Source organism: Methylobacterium nigriterrae (assembly GCF_037106235.1).
GTDB lineage: Bacteria > Pseudomonadota > Alphaproteobacteria > Rhizobiales > Beijerinckiaceae > Methylobacterium > Methylobacterium nigriterrae.
The window spans coordinates 1-13,899 of the sequence record NZ_JBAWTG010000119.1; the positions used below are offsets into that span (position 1 = coordinate 1).

At 68.9% G+C, this 13,899-nt stretch carries 13 protein-coding genes and 3 pseudogenes; 5 read left to right on the plus strand and 11 right to left on the minus strand.

Going from position 1 to position 13,899, the window contains the following annotated elements:
• A pseudogene (locus tag WDW90_RS29615) lies at nucleotides 1–225 on the plus strand (polyhydroxyalkanoate depolymerase); the annotation flags it as partial.
• Between the two features lie 49 nt (nucleotides 226–274).
• On the opposite strand, the gene WDW90_RS29620 reads toward WDW90_RS29615, so the two are convergent.
• The 5 genes from WDW90_RS29620 to WDW90_RS29640 form a co-directional block, all read right to left on the minus strand.
• A complete protein-coding gene (locus WDW90_RS29620) occupies nucleotides 275–1,057 on the minus strand; it encodes a PAS domain-containing protein (protein WP_336491081.1) in 783 nt (260 codons plus the stop codon).
• A gap of 615 nt (nucleotides 1,058–1,672) precedes the next feature.
• Complete coding sequence (locus WDW90_RS29625) at nucleotides 1,673–2,188, minus strand: DUF2165 family protein (protein ID WP_336491082.1); 516 nt, start codon at nucleotides 2,186–2,188, stop codon at nucleotides 1,673–1,675.
• Between the two features lie 45 nt (nucleotides 2,189–2,233).
• Nucleotides 2,234–3,022: a lytic transglycosylase domain-containing protein gene (locus tag WDW90_RS29630; RefSeq protein WP_336491083.1), complete on the minus strand. Its 789-nt coding sequence runs from the start codon at nucleotides 3,020–3,022 to the stop codon at nucleotides 2,234–2,236.
• A gap of 232 nt (nucleotides 3,023–3,254) precedes the next feature.
• The gene (locus tag WDW90_RS29635) at nucleotides 3,255–3,917 is read right to left on the minus strand and encodes a cation efflux transmembrane domain-containing protein (RefSeq protein WP_336491084.1); all 663 of its coding nucleotides are present in this window, start codon (nucleotides 3,915–3,917) and stop codon (nucleotides 3,255–3,257) included.
• 173 nt (nucleotides 3,918–4,090) lie between these two features.
• Nucleotides 4,091–4,231, minus strand: a complete 141-nt coding sequence (locus WDW90_RS29640) for a hypothetical protein (RefSeq protein ID WP_336491085.1) — start codon at nucleotides 4,229–4,231, stop codon at nucleotides 4,091–4,093.
• A gap of 509 nt (nucleotides 4,232–4,740) precedes the next feature.
• On the opposite strand from WDW90_RS29640, the gene WDW90_RS29645 reads away from it, so the two are divergent.
• Together WDW90_RS29645 and WDW90_RS29650 are read left to right on the plus strand one after the other, a co-directional pair.
• Nucleotides 4,741–6,195, plus strand: coding sequence for a carbohydrate porin (locus WDW90_RS29645; protein ID WP_336491086.1), 1,455 nt, complete (start codon nucleotides 4,741–4,743; stop codon nucleotides 6,193–6,195).
• Nucleotides 6,196–6,547: 352 nt separating this feature from the next.
• Nucleotides 6,548–6,952, plus strand: a pseudogene (locus WDW90_RS29650) (transposase); the annotation flags it as partial.
• A gap of 321 nt (nucleotides 6,953–7,273) precedes the next feature.
• Here WDW90_RS29650 and WDW90_RS29655 read toward each other — a convergent pair.
• The 5 genes from WDW90_RS29655 to WDW90_RS29675 all read right to left on the minus strand — a co-directional run bounded on the left by WDW90_RS29655 (nucleotide 7,274) and on the right by WDW90_RS29675 (nucleotide 11,717).
• Nucleotides 7,274–7,630, minus strand: a complete 357-nt coding sequence (locus tag WDW90_RS29655) for a DUF6634 family protein (protein WP_336491088.1) — start codon at nucleotides 7,628–7,630, stop codon at nucleotides 7,274–7,276.
• Between the two features lie 66 nt (nucleotides 7,631–7,696).
• Complete coding sequence (locus WDW90_RS29660; protein ID WP_336491089.1) at nucleotides 7,697–9,799, minus strand: AAA family ATPase; 2,103 nt, start codon at nucleotides 9,797–9,799, stop codon at nucleotides 7,697–7,699.
• Between the two features lie 73 nt (nucleotides 9,800–9,872).
• Nucleotides 9,873–10,529, minus strand: coding sequence for a hypothetical protein (locus WDW90_RS29665; RefSeq protein ID WP_336491090.1), 657 nt, complete (start codon nucleotides 10,527–10,529; stop codon nucleotides 9,873–9,875).
• A 140-nt stretch (nucleotides 10,530–10,669) separates the two neighbouring features.
• Nucleotides 10,670–11,203 carry a GIY-YIG nuclease family protein gene (locus tag WDW90_RS29670; protein WP_336491091.1) on the minus strand — a complete coding sequence of 178 codons (534 nt, stop codon included), beginning with the start codon at nucleotides 11,201–11,203 and terminating at the stop codon, nucleotides 10,670–10,672.
• A 172-nt stretch (nucleotides 11,204–11,375) separates the two neighbouring features.
• Nucleotides 11,376–11,717, minus strand: coding sequence for a hypothetical protein (locus tag WDW90_RS29675; RefSeq protein WP_336491092.1), 342 nt, complete (start codon nucleotides 11,715–11,717; stop codon nucleotides 11,376–11,378).
• An 889-nt stretch (nucleotides 11,718–12,606) separates the two neighbouring features.
• Between WDW90_RS29675 and WDW90_RS29680 the strand changes: the two genes are divergently transcribed.
• Nucleotides 12,607–12,810: a hypothetical protein gene (locus tag WDW90_RS29680; protein WP_336491093.1), complete on the plus strand. Its 204-nt coding sequence runs from the start codon at nucleotides 12,607–12,609 to the stop codon at nucleotides 12,808–12,810.
• Between the two features lie 143 nt (nucleotides 12,811–12,953).
• Nucleotides 12,954–13,706, plus strand: a complete 753-nt coding sequence (locus tag WDW90_RS29685) for an ABC transporter permease (RefSeq protein ID WP_336491094.1) — start codon at nucleotides 12,954–12,956, stop codon at nucleotides 13,704–13,706.
• Nucleotides 13,707–13,810: 104 nt separating this feature from the next.
• On the opposite strand, the pseudogene WDW90_RS29690 reads toward WDW90_RS29685, so the two are convergent.
• Nucleotides 13,811–13,899, minus strand: a pseudogene (locus WDW90_RS29690) (IS5-like element ISMex42 family transposase); the annotation flags it as partial.

The window sequence follows — 13,899 nt, forward strand, 5'->3', positions numbered from 1 at the left end:
TACGGCATCTTCAACGGCTCGCGCTTTCGGGCCGAGATCGCGCCGAAAATCACCGCCTTCATGGAGCAGAACGCCGCCTCGCCGGCGGGAGAGTTCGTGCCGAGGCTCGCCGATGGGGCTGCACCAAGCTCAGATACGGTGCAGGTTGAACCGTCCGTAGCAGCGGCGCTCATCGCGAGCGAAGCCCTCGTGCAGGGCAGCGCTTCACCCGAGGTGCAGCAATAGCCCCCTGGACGAGGCACAGCCCGCTGTGGTGAGCCGCTGGCGGGCGGCCTCAGTGAAGGATGTTGCGAGGATCGAGCATCAGAGTCTCGATTGCCGCTCCGCCGATCTGATCGCGCGACATAATCTCCCTGGCCCGCTGCTGCAGCAGGTCGAGCCGCTGCTGCAGCAGGTTGCACTGTCTCTGCCGCTTGCCCTCGAGCTGGCGGACGATGCGCTCCTTCTCAGCCTCCGAACCGGACCATGTCTCCAGGCGCTCGCAGTCGATCCGGAAGCCGAACTCCACGTCGGCCTGAGCGGCCAGCGTCATCTGGAGGCAGCCGGTCAGGTCATCGAGTTCGAGCCCATCCGGCAGATCGGCGGGCAGCGCCCCAGCCCAGGCGTCGCCGGGTAGGTCGAAGGGCACGGGGCCGGTCGGTGAGGTGAGCGGCAGAAGCACGTTGGAGCCGGCCAGGACCGCGCCCGATGCATCCCGCAGAGGCGTCGGGTGCGGCATGAAGGGGATCAGCGTCCCGTCCGGCCGCTCCAGCACGGCCTGCACCCCGCGCACGGCCCGCCCCTCCTTCAGCGCGACGGCCATCGGGCACTGGTCGAGCGGCAGGTGAGCGCCTTCCACCGTGAAGATCCGCCAGGAGCCGCACCAGCGCGTCTTGCTGAGCTCGGGCCGGTAGCCCCAGAGATCGGCCGCCGCCTCGTTGTAGTAGGTCAGCCAGCCATCCGCGTCGGTCGTGTAGGCCGGCGACTTGATCTGCTTGAACAGCTCAGCCCGAGACGGCTCGTAGTTCCAGCCCTTGTCTGGTGGGTCGAGCACGTAGTCGGAATCGTCCGAGTGCAAGGCGTTCTCCCTCGATAGGCGGGCCACGGAATGCCGGCAAGAAGCATTCCGGTTGCCCCCCTCTGTCGCGGGTACCTGCGGGCCAAATCTGCCTTCACGAGGGCAGATCCAACACGTCTGGGACGCACGAAGCGTCGCACTCCAGATCGTCCAACTCTGCGGGATTGTGCCTTGGAGCTTCCGGGGGCGGTCGCTCCACGACGCCATAACCGGCTCACGCCGGCCTGGGCTCTCCCGTCGGGCCTTGTACGGACGCTTCTACCTCGCACAGACGGCGAGCCCATACAACGGCTGTGTGACGCTGCTGATACGCGCAAGGAGACTGCCCCCGGCCGAACGAAGCGGGGTTACCGAGACGCTGCATGGGCTGGAAGCAGCGAGCCGGGGCCTGATTTGCAGGTTGATTCGTGTCGGATCGCGGCCGATTCGGCTCTGCTCCGGAAGTCATTCCGAAGCCGAGACGAGGAGAGCCGTCCCTCGCGGCCGAGCGGAGGCATCGGGTCTCCTCAGGCCTCGGAGGGCGGATAGACCGGCGCAGGCGGCCACCGGGCAGCAGAACGAAGATGTCCGGCTCCGGGCATCAGCCGGCCTTCGCGCGAGACGCCGACAGTACCGTCAGGAATGAGCCGCGCTTTCAGGGATGTCGCCGTCCGGCAGGCTGACGTAGATCAGCGCGCCGAGGGTCATCACGAGAAAGCGGAACGCGCTCTCGATGCCGTTCCATTCGTGCGACATCCACATGCCGAACCACTCGCCACCGATGGCGATCAGTCCGACCTGCCACAGCAGGTAGCCGAGCGTGAGCCCTGAAACGGCCGCGCTCTTGGCCCGGTTGAAGACCGCTCCCGGAGCCCGGAGGTGCCGGAGCAGGCGAGCGGTCCCGAACCAGCACAGGACCGCCGATACAACCTCAACGGCGACGATCAGCAAGTACGCGGTCTGCTGGAGGGCCGGCGCCTCGATGGCGCGGTAGCGGATGGTGGCGCTCGGGAAGATCGTGTCCATCGCCAGGACGTGCTGCACGAACGGCAGGTTGGCCCCGTCATCCGTGATGTTGCCGAAGGCGACGAGGCTGAGGAGCAGCGCGATGGCCGCCACGACCGCTGTTTTGGAGGCGCGGCCCATGAGCATCGGATCGGGTCTCCCTACCGGATTGCGTGAGCGCGCCGCCGAGCCTCAGTCTCGAGCCGGCCCGAGCCAAGGTTCCGCCAGGGCGTAGCTCTCCCCGTTCTGACGCCAATCGTCCGCCGATCTGCCGGTGATCGTGGAGACGTACGCGCGCGTCTCCTTCGGCAGGGCGGAGCGGCCGGCGAGCCAATCTTTGACCCGTTGCGGGCCAGCATTGTAGGCCGCCGCCGCAAGCCCGAGGCTCCCGAAGCGCGTCCGATACTCCTTCAGCAGTTCGGCCGATTTCGGGATCGCCTCGAAAGGATCGAAGGGGTCGATGAGGCCGCGCTCGCTGGCCGTGGCCGGCATGAACTGAGCGACACCTTGAGCACCTGCGCGGCTGACCGCTCGATGGTCCAGTCCACTCTCCCTGCGCAGGAGGTGCGTGAGGAACGCGACCGGAAGCCCGTTGATCACGGCCGAGTGTGCGATGAACTCGGCCATGCGCTGCTTGTCGCCGAAGAAGGCGGCCGACCATGCCTGCTCGATGGTCTGAAATGCGGATGCCTCGAAACGAACCGTGCTGCCGGTGGCCGAAGTGCGTTGCACGTACGCGTGGGCGGGACCTCCCATCGCGGTCGTCGCAAAGATGCGCGGAATGGCCACGTCGGCTGCGGGAGCGGCTACGGCGGACACGGCCGCCGGGCCGCCGAGCGCTTCATCCAGCAAGGGAGCGTCCGGGCAGATCACGAGCAACGCGGCGGTTGCAGCCAACAGACCGATCTGCCGATTGGCCACAGCATCGTAGGTCGCCCTCCGGAGCGCGCGTCTCGCCATTCTGGCGCGATAGGCGCTCACGCTCGTCTGCCGAAGGAGGTCCATGCTGGAACCGGCTGTGGGCCTGCGGAGTGGCGGGGTCTCTCTGTCCCGAGGTTTGACACGGTACAGGTCGAACCCGTCCCGCGACGCTTGCATGCCCGGCATGAGGGCTCAAGCCGGAACGCGCGGCATCCTAAACAGCAATGCTATGACGGGAATGAGGCTGGCACAGGGCGCGCCGCGCATCCACGTTGGCTTTGCCAGGCTCGGCTCAACGATCGACTGGACTGAGTGCGGTGTCGGTCCAGACCTCCGCCTCTGGTGACGTCTCAAGTTTGCGCCACGCCGCCCGCAGCACGGTCGCGGCGGCCTGGAACGAGAAGATCACCCCGATCAGATCGAGCGCGTATTCGGGCCAGCGAACCGGAGCCATATGGGCGAGGAGGCCCAGGACGGCCGTCAGCACCGCAGCGGACGCATCGTTGCGCGCGTTCAGCCACGTCGCCTGGATCAGCGGATTCGCATCGTTGCGGAAACGGACCAGAGCGGCGGCGGCAAAACAAGCGACCGCAACGCCAACGAGGTTGGAGGTGACGATCTCCCCGACACTGCTGGCGTCCGGGTGTTGAATATCCGACCATAGATCGGCGAGGGCGTCGATGCCGGTGGCGGCGAGCAGACCGCCGATGACAAAGGCCGACAGGCGCTCGGCGCGTGCGCCACGGCCGAACACGAAGGCGGCAACCGCGTTGAGGGCTATGTCGTAGCCGAAGCCTGAGGCGTCCTTCAGCAGATCCTTCGAGCCGATGGCATGGGCCCAGGCTGCTTCGACAAGAGCCAGCAGCAGGATGCCGGCCGCGATGCCCCAGACGGTCTTCTTGTAGCCGTAGCCACGGGTCGTCTTCGGCATCTGTGCATCAAGGTGCAGCGGCATCGTGAGACCTCGATCCGTGGCGTGTGGCAGAGACCGTGCGCTGCGGCCGTCTACGCGGCTGGAGCGCGTGGCCCTCATGCCGGCGCCGTAGACTGGTTCTGTGGTGCTGGCTTGAGCATTTGGCGGAGGAGGCTTGGCAAAACTGAGGCGGCGCTCTTGCCTTGTCTTTCCGCTCAGCGGACCTGGAGCAGCTTGTCCACGAGTGGCATCAGGGCATCGACGCACGCCTTGGTGCTGTCATCGGCGGCGCACTTGAAGTCGATCCCGGTCTCGCCGCGACGGAAACGCAGATGGCCGCCCTTCATGCCCATCATGAAGGGACGGCGATGATGCCAACCGCCATCGCGCTCCCCGCCTGCATCTGGCTGCCCACGTCGCGGCCCCTCGGATCGGCCACCACCGTCCTGCGCGAGGCCTCCTGAAGGCGGTGGGTTCGAGGAATCTCCGGGTGCCGATTGAGCCCAGCAGACGTTGCTGGCGAGAACGGCGCCGAGGCCGGCGGCAATCAGACGCTTCATGGTGGTCGTAACCTCCTGGGTCTATCAGGGCCCAGGAGACATAGCGCTCGGTTGTTTCTCCGATTTTACAGCTTGGTGCCCCCTGCGGCCGGAGATCCGCTCCCTCACTACGGCACCATACGCGCCCCCGGTATGCGCGCGCCTCGCGAGCAGCGCGAGGCCGAGGAACTGCTCAGGTGGCCCGCACCCGTGCTAAGCTCCCGCCGGACCTGCCCGCTCCACCGCAACCCGGGGTTTCGTTCTTGACAGCCGCTCGCCGCGCTCCCGCCGGCCGAGACAGACGAGATGGCTGCCTGCGTCGCGTGATGGGTCGGCATTGTCTCTCGCTGGCCCTGTGCCTCTTCGGCGGATCGACACAGGCGCAGCAACTGGCCTTTCCGCGCTTCCGCGGCGCGGGCGACGACCCGCGCACCGCCATCGCCCAGCCCGAGACGACGAGCCAAGCCTCGGGCGGCTACGTCAGTTCGGTCGAGCCCTATCTCGGGCCGCTCGGCGACCCGCTCGGCATCAGACCTGTCCTCAAGCAGCGGGGCATCGAGTACAGCCTCACCTACATCGCCGACGTGCTCGGCAACCCGGTCGGCGGCATCCGGCAGGGCGCGATTGCCGAGGATCGGCTGAACCTGCGCCTCAACCTCAACCTTGAGCGGCTCGTCGGCTGGGAAGGCGCGACGATTCACACGAATGCCTACTTCATCCACGGCACCGGCCTGTCGCGCTACTATGTCGGCAACCTGCTCACCACCAGCGTGATCGAGGCGCTGCCCGCGACGCGCCTCTACGTCCTCTGGTTTGATCAGAAGCTTCTCGACGGCAAGCTCGCGATCAGAGGAGGCCAGCTTGCGGCCGACACCGAGTTCATCGTCAGCCAGACCGCGACGCTGTTTGTGAACTCCACCTTCGGCTGGCCGGCGATCACCGGCCTGAACCTGCCGAGCGGCGGCCCGGCTTACCCGCTGGCCACGCCCGCGATCCGCGCCAAGTACACGCCCGACGACAAGTTCTCGTTGCAGGTCGGTCTGTTCGACGGCGACTCGGCCGGCGCGAACCAGTTCGGCCCTGATCCCGAGGCGCAGCGGCTCAATCGCACCGGCACGAACTTCCGCACGCATGATCCGGCTCTCGTCATCGCGGAGGCGGCCTACGCCTACAACACGGACGGCGACCCCACGACCCTGCCGGGCACGGTGACGCTGGGCGGCTGGCAGAACTACGGCCGCTACGAGGATCTGCGCCTCGATGCCAGCGGGCGTTCTCTCACTGATCCGGCCTCGACCGGCATCGCGCGGCGACTTCGCGGCAATGCCGGGATCTACGGCATTCTCGACCAGACCCTCTACCGCGAGCCGGGCAAAGGAGAGGAGGAGGGTCTCAGCGCCTTCGTGCGGGCCTCGGTCTCGCCGACCCGCAGCAGCCTGATCGACTACTATGTCGACGCAGGTCTGGCCTATAAGGGCCTGATCCCAGGGCGCGACAGCGACACGCTCGGCATCGGGGTGGGCTACGCGCACATCAGCGCCGACGCGCGGCGGGCTGATCGGGACGCGATCCGCTACACCGGCCAAGCGATGCCGGTGCGCAAGGCCGAGACCGTGATCGAGGCGACCTATCAGGCACTCGTGGTGCCGGGCTTCACCGTGCAGCCGGACGTGCAAGTCATCCTGCGGCCGGGTGCCGGAATCCCCAATCCGCGTGATCCGGATGGGCGGCGGGTCAAGAACGCGCTCGTGCTCGGCGTGCGGGCGACCGTGCAATACTGACGGCTAAGCCGGCAGAGTAGCCCCGCTGTCCATCGAATCACTTAGGCATCACTCATCCTTCGTGGACTACCTGTCCGCCTCTCTGACCCGCTCTGAGCTTGCGCTACGGGCACCTCGCAGTCCGACGCTCGCCGACGCCTTCTCCCCGACATTCGCCGCCCGTGTCCGGCTGATGGTCTGACCTATCGTGGTGCCGATCATTCCGGCCTGACTGTACGTCGCGACCGTCGCGGGTAGCGTCTGCGGGGGTAGTGGGAATTTTGCATCCTTGAGGACGTAAAGCGGGATGGTCATCGGATCGGCAGTCTAGGGTCGAGTTGCGAGCCGCGTTCCCGAACCAACAGGAGATCCGATGCCCGAGACCTCATTGCCGCTGGCTGAACTGCTTGCCAAGGTCGGCGACGCGGGCTTCCCGCGCGCTGTGGCCGAGGCGGTGCTGCAGTCGCTAATGGATGCGGACATAGAAGGCGTGATGGGCGCCGCACGTCACGAGCGCACGCAAGACCGACAGACCTACCGCAACGGCTTCCGCGATCGGGCTCTCGACTCTCGGCTCGGCACGCTGCAGCTGCGCCTCTCCGAGCTGCGGCAGGGAACCTACTTTCCACCTTTCCTCGAGGCCCGGAAGATGTCCGAGAAGGCGCTGGTGGCTGTGATCCAGAAAGCGTGGATCAGCGGCGTCCCAACCCGGCAGGTACACAGCGGGGCCGAGCCTCTCGCCGCGGACCGGCTGAGGCGACAGCTCGCAACAGAGCTGATCGGTGTCGATGTTGTCGCCCGATCGCAGCCTCGCTTACCCTCCGGGCATGGCCGAATCGCAACCTACCATTGATGAGCTGCTCAAGGCTTGCGATCACCGAATACCGTCTGCGCGAAGCCAACGAGATGTATGTGGCCGACCCGGACACGCACACGGTGTACGTCGGAGCCGCGCCGATGCCATTCTGTCCAAGGTCGCCCGGAGTGCAATCCGCACCGACGTCGGATCACGTGCGTCACGTAAGTCGAGCGAGGAACGCGTGCGCCTTGCGCGATGACCAGGCCAGCCGCCGCGGAGCCGGCCCGGCCTGCGCGGTCGTTACACCTCCGACTCCCCCAGCCGGTACCAGCGGCTGACGGTTCGCGCCCAACCCCGATCGGGATCCAGTGCGAGCAGGCGCGAGGTGGCGACGCGTCGCTGCCCGGGCAGGCGCGGATGTTCGGCGACCTGTCCGATCAGCACCGGTTCGAGGCATGGCACCAGGCTTCGGCGCCAGCCCGAGAGGATGGGCGCCGCGGCGAGCTCGGCTGTGTCCGGACCGTTGCCGGCCGTCAGCCGATCGAAGGCCGCGAGCGCCGCCTCCCACCGCACCGCGTCGTCGATCTGCAGATGAAGTTCCAGGCGCGACGGCCGCATCATGATGTTTCGTCCATTCTTGGGAAGCTCGACGTCCACTCCGTGGGTCCGGCCGCGCGCGGCCGGCCCACGCTTTCTCCGGGCGCGGATGCCCGCGAGCGGCACTTATCCGGTCGGGTCGGACCGGATGGGGCACGGCCGCGAGCCGCGCCTGCCGATTGGGAGGACAGTCTGCCGGAGGCGGTTCGGTGCCGGCGGAGCCTCGCCGCCGGACGCCGGGTGAGCCCTCGCCACGGCCTCGACCTCGGCTCCGGTCATCACCCGGCGCTCCAGCAGGCGGTCGGCGAGGTTCAGGATCGCGGCGCGATTGTCCGCGACGAGCGCCAGGCTCACCCGCATCAATCTCTGCAGGTGCGCCTCGACGCTCCGGGCGAGGCCGTGGTCGCGGGCGAGCAGCGCGCCGGCGTCGGCGGCCTGGTCTCGGAAGCTCAGCGTCGCGTCGAGCCCGTGGGCGGCGCGCAAAGCCACGAGGTGGTTCGTCGCCATGCGAAGATCCGCGCTCGCCCCGGCATGCGCACCAGTGCCGAGCAGGATGTCGGCGGCCCGGCCGGCGAGGATCTCGGTGACCTGCGCCTCGATCAGGGCGCGGGTCGGCACGCGCTCGATCCGGCGCAGCTGCGTCCAGCCGGCGGCGGCCCCGCGCGGCTCGACGGAGACGCGCTCGACTGCGAGCCCGAGCCGGGTCGCCGCGATAGCATGCCCAGCCTCGTGCAGGGCGACCGCCCGCAAAAACTCGGACGGCCGCGTCTCGGGCGGGCGCATGACGGAGAGAAGGTCGTCGAGCGCGAGGGCTCGCTCCTCTCGGCGGGCACGCCGGCGCGCGGCGCGGATCCAGCCGACAGCGTCGGCCCCGGTGCCGCCGAGCCCGAGCCGGGCGACTTCGGACAGGTCGGCCCCGGCGAGATCGGGTCCGAGATGGTTGCGCAGGATCGTCGCGAGGGCCGCCTCATCCGGCGGCGCGATCACGAAATTGCGGTCGAAACGGCCCGGCCTCAGCAGGGCCGAATCCAAGCGCTCGATATGATTCGTCGCGGCGATCAGGACGCATCCCTTGCCCGAGCTCCGGAGCCCGTCGATGCGCAGGAGCACATTCGTGAGCACGGTCCCCCACCAGGGTGCGTCGCGATCCTGCAGCGCGGAACGGTTGGGCAGCGCGTCGCACTCATCGATGAAGCCGATGCTCGGCGCCTGCGCGAGGCAGGCGTCGAAGAAGGCGTTGGCCTGGCTCAGCACCGATTCGAGGTAGCTCGACCCCGCGATCCATTCGGCAACGCTCGTCGTGATGAGCGGCGCGCCGGCCGCGCGCGCCAGCGCCCGGGCAAGCGTCGACTTTCCGGTGCCCGGGATGCCGGAGAAGATCGCCCCTTCGAGTTCGCCCGGGCGGAGCTCGCCCGCGCGCAGCCGCGCGAAATCGACGACGAGGTCCATGGCCCAAGCATGCGCCTCGCCGTAGCCCGAGAGCCTCTCCAGGGGCGGCAGGCCCCCGTCTCCGGGAGCCTGCGCGGAGCTGGCCGCGGCTCGCCGCAGCCGCGCGACGATGGCGGCAGGCCCCGAGCCGGGCCGCATCGCCGCGGCGATCTCGTCGAGATCGAGCCCCGCGATGTCGCGCGCCGAGAAGCGCACGGCCGAGCGACCCGTGAAGCGCCGGATCGCGCGCCGGACCAGCGCGACGTCGGGCGCGGTCAGCGCGACGCTGAAATCGGCCGCACTGCGCAGGGTCCGCGGCAGTTGCTCCGGCCCCGTCGCGATCCCGACGACAAGCCGTCCCCGCGTCACGGCCGCGTTGACCTCCTGGGCCAGAGACTCGCGATCGCGGGCCTTCGCCCGCCCCCGCAGCACGGTGACGCCGGCGGCCGCATCCCGCTCCACCACCGCGGCCACCGGATCGACCCAGGCGGCATTCGGGACCTGGATCAGCACGACCGTGCCGCTGCCGGCACGCAGAAGCCGGCGCCCGGCCGCACCGAGGGCGGCCCCGAGAGCGAGCTCGGCCATGAGGGTCGCGGGATTGCGCGGCGCGGGCCGCGTCGTCCGGCTCGCGTCGGCGGCTTCCCCGAAGAGCCCAAGGAGCGGATCGGAGAGGTCATCGTCCCCGGTGTCGGGCAGCGCGGGCGCTGCGTCCGGGCGGTCGCGATCGGACGCCTCGGACGGCTGGGAGCCGGGCGGCGCTTCGGGGCGGGAGGGCTTGGCGCGCGCGGATTCGGTCATTCGGGCGGGTTTCCGTTCAGGAGGGGCGGGCGGCACCGCGGCGGGGGCGCCGCGGCGGAGAACGCGGGGGCGCTCAGGCCCTGGCGCGCAGGAACGGTCCGAGGCGGACCCAGCTCTCCGGGCCGAGCGGACGGTCGAGATCGAGCTGCAGGACCTTGCCGGCCACGAGCGCGAGGATCGCTCCGGCCGGGTCAGCCTCTCCTGCGAGGCAGCCGAGGCAGGCGGCAAGGGAAGCCGAGCCGCCGCGCTCGCGCAGGTGCCGCAGCAGGGCCTGGCGCCCGCGCGGGGTGAGGCCGGTCCACCGGCAGCCCCCGACCAGTTGGGCGTTGGAGAGGCGCGGCTCCCGGTCGACGACCTCCTCCCGGATCAGCCGCAAAGGGCGGCCGCAGCGCCGCCGCCGCTCCTGCAGGGTGCGGAGCGCCGCGACGCAGCCAGGGTCGGCCTGCAGCGAGCGCGGCAGGGCCACGAGGTCGACGCGGCGGCCATCGGCGAGACGGATGGCGCGCAGGACGAGGCTGCGCGCCGGGTCGATCTGCCGGATCGCCCGCATGAGGCGGGGGCCCGGGTTGCACCGCCTGACCGGCAGCGCGTCGATGAGGCAGTCGAGCCGCCGGTCGAGCGGGAGGACCGGCGGCTGCACGTCGGTGACGGTCGGCGTCGCGCTTTCGCGGGCGAGGGGCGGAGCCCACGCCCTGCGCTGACCGAGGGAGGAGAGGGCGGGATGGGGCATGCGAACGCACTCCGGCGATCGCCGTCCGGGCAGACCGGCGGCGTGACACGGGATCGGGGATTCCGGGGGCGCACCGGACCCGACCGGGGTCCGGCGCTGTGGCCTGACTGTGTTGATGCGCCCTCAGGCCGGAGCGGGCCTCAGCGCCGCGGCCGCTTCGGCTCAGCCGGCGCGTCGAGGCGCAGCGGCGCGAAGGCCCGGCAGCCCGCCACGTTCAGCATGTGCAGGCCGAACAGCAGGACGAGATCGAGGCTCTGCCGCTCCTGCTGCGAGAGCGGGAAGCCCCGGAGCGGTCCGCAGCCGGCGATGAGGCGGGCGCGGCCGTCGGCGAGCGCGAGGTCGGTGAGGCGCTCCTGCAGCCGCACCACCGCCGCCTTGGTGAAGGCTTCGCTCGCCAGCACGTAGATCTCCGTGACGAAGCCGAGTTGGGGGTTGCTGAGGTGGTCGGCCAGGCGCGCGCGGAGCTTGGCGCCCTCGCCAATGCGGATGGCGCGCTGCCCGTCGCACCGGCCCGCCAGAACGTAGACCGCGGCGAGGCCGGCCTCGTCGATCCAGCGGCGGACGTGGTTGAGGTCCTTCCAGGCGGCGGACAGGACGACGGCGCGGGTGACGCCGTCCTCGAACTGCAGGAGGCTCGTGCCCGGCATCGGCTCGCTGACGATAAGGCTGGGCATGGGAATGGAACGGGTTTGCATCGAGATGCACTCCGGGCAGGGGACGGCCCGGCCATGCGGGTCCGGTCCCCGGAAACGAGGATGGCGGTGAGGGGAGGGCGCGCTGGCGGCGGCCGCGCCCCAATTCGGGCGCGGCCGGGGCGTTACCCGGTCGAGTTCGCGTGCGTGCGGCTCAGCAGGCTTGCGGCCGGCCGTGCCAGAGCCGGATGCTCGCGTCGAAGGGCGCCGCGACGTCGAGGATGAGGTCGCCCGCGTCGATCAGCGCGACGACGGCCGAGAGCGGCCGCGGGTGGTTGGGCAGCAGCCCGACGAGGTGGCCGAGCTCGGCCGAGCCCGTCTCGGCGACGGCGTCGAGGAGGAGGTCCCGCTCGAAGGCGGTGACGAGGGGCTGCGGCGCCGGCGGGGTGCGGCGCGGGGTGGGCCGCTCCGGCAGGGCGGGCGCGAACGCCGCCGAGAAAACAGGCGGCAGGGCGTTGCACGGCGAGCCGGGCTCGCCGTAAAGGGAGGTAACCATGTTCACTCCTGAACCGAGTGGTGCGTGGCCAGGCTGCCGGCGTGATTGCAACTCACGCTGGTAGCCGCTCGTCGAGCGCTTGACTCGACGCCGGAATGCCTTGTCCGACCCGTGACAGATGTCGCGGTGCATTCGCAAGGTCAAGGGTTCGGCGAACGATTGTCGTCGAACTTTCGATTGGGCTGTGGATTACTTCGCGCTTGGTCAGAACGTTAAGGTTAACGCCTTCTGTTTGCGAACCTTGCCGGTCGATCCGATTCAAAGCCCGGTCCCCGAGAGAGATACGTCGGTCGAGGAGATCCATCACGCGCTTCGGCAACGGGCGATCTGCCCGCGATGGGCGGACGCCGGAAGCGTCGCGCGGCGTCTGATCTCGGGATCGGCCTGTGGATCCTGACCACCGGCGCCCGACCATGCGTCACCTGCATCAAGCAGACTGCCGGCCAGTTCTCCGTCATGCTGCAGAAGAACGACGACCGCGATGCCGAGGCGACCGCCGAGGCTGCGACGCGTCCTGGCGTGCCGCGGTATGCCGGACAGCGCAACTCGGCCGTCCCCGCAATAACGGCGCGGATTGCCACCCCGTGGACCACACTCGCCTCTGCGTTTCTGAGGCAGACGGCAAACGTGCCTCCCCCAGAGTCAAATCCGACGGCCTTCGATAATCACTGGGAGCAGGGTCGATGCCGAGCCGGGCCATGAGGCGGGTGATGCCCGTCGTTCTGCTCCGAGCATCGGGGACCGCTTTAGGTCGTGGGTACGGTGGGAGCAGAGGTCACATCGCGGAGCTGAGGGGCTGCGATGCCGCGGAAGTCCGATCGGCGGCGGCCGCGCGCTCGTTCGTGGTATGCGATTCCGATTCGAGGCAAGCTGAGATGCGAGGAGACCGATGGCCTTCTACCTGCTCGTCACAGCCTTCCTGATCGCGACGGTCCTTGCCTGCAGATGGCATGAGCAGGGCTACCATCTGACCGCGCTCGCCTGCCTCCTCGGCGCGATGGCGGTCCTGCTCTGGATGGACGATCACGGCTATCTGCCCGATGCCGCCGGCCTCGAGGCGCGCCGAGCCGCGTCCGAAGGCGGGGCGCGGTGATCAATCTCCCCTCGCGGGGGCGCTGTTCATAATTCAGACCCGATCGCGGTGCAGGTCAGGGTCAGGACCCTTCTCTAAGGCCCTGAAACCTCATGGACGATCGAGTGTCGCGAACCTTCCTGCCGCCGTCGCCGCGTCGGCGGATGGATGCCTACCTGCAGGTGCTCCACGCGCTGATGCTGCGCGACATGCGCACACGCTTCGGCGGCTCCTATCTCGGCTACGGCGTCGTCGTGCTCTGGCCGGTCGTGCACACCTTCATCCTCGTGGCGATCTACGTCTTCCGCAAGGTGCCGGCGCCGCTCGGCGACAGCCGGGCGCTGTTCTTCGCCACAGGAGCTGTGCCCGTGCTGATCTTCCAGTACATCTCTCGGGAGGTCATGAAGGCCGTTCTGATGAACAAGCCCCTGACCTACTATCCGCAGGTCAAGAACTTCGATGTGATCTTCGCCCGCATCCTGGTCGAGATCGTCACGGGCTTTCTGGGGCTGATGCTGGTCTTTCTGATCCTCCTGGCAATCGGCGTCGACCCGCGCCCGGCCGATCCCATCATGGCGATGGGAGGCTACTGCACCGCGATCCTGCTCGGCATCGGCATCGGCACGATCAATGTCGGCATCGCCTCGTTCTTCCCCGCATGGCTGATGGGCTACGCCCTGTTCGGGATCGTCCTGTACATCTCGAGCGGGGTGTTCATCCTGCCGAACTATCTGCCCGAGCAGATCTACGAGATCCTGAAGTGGAACCCGGCCCTGCAGATCGTCGAGTGGGTGCGGCTCGGCTACTATCCGGATCTCGCGGTCGAGGTGGATTACCTCTACATCGTCCTGTTCGCCCTGACCTCGTTGACGCTCGGCCTCCTGCTGGAGCGCCACGTCCTGCGCAAGCGGACCTGAATGTTCGGCGCGCAGCGGGAGTTGCGGGACGGCCCGATTGCCGGCAGGGCCTCAGGATCCTTTGGTGCAGAACACGACCTGTGGCCTTCCGGTCCTACGGCCTGTTAGCTCTTGAGCCAGTCCAGAGCGGCTGCGAGCGAGAGAACGCCCATGAAGCTTGAAGCTGTCTTCTCGTAGCGGGTTGCGATGGCAC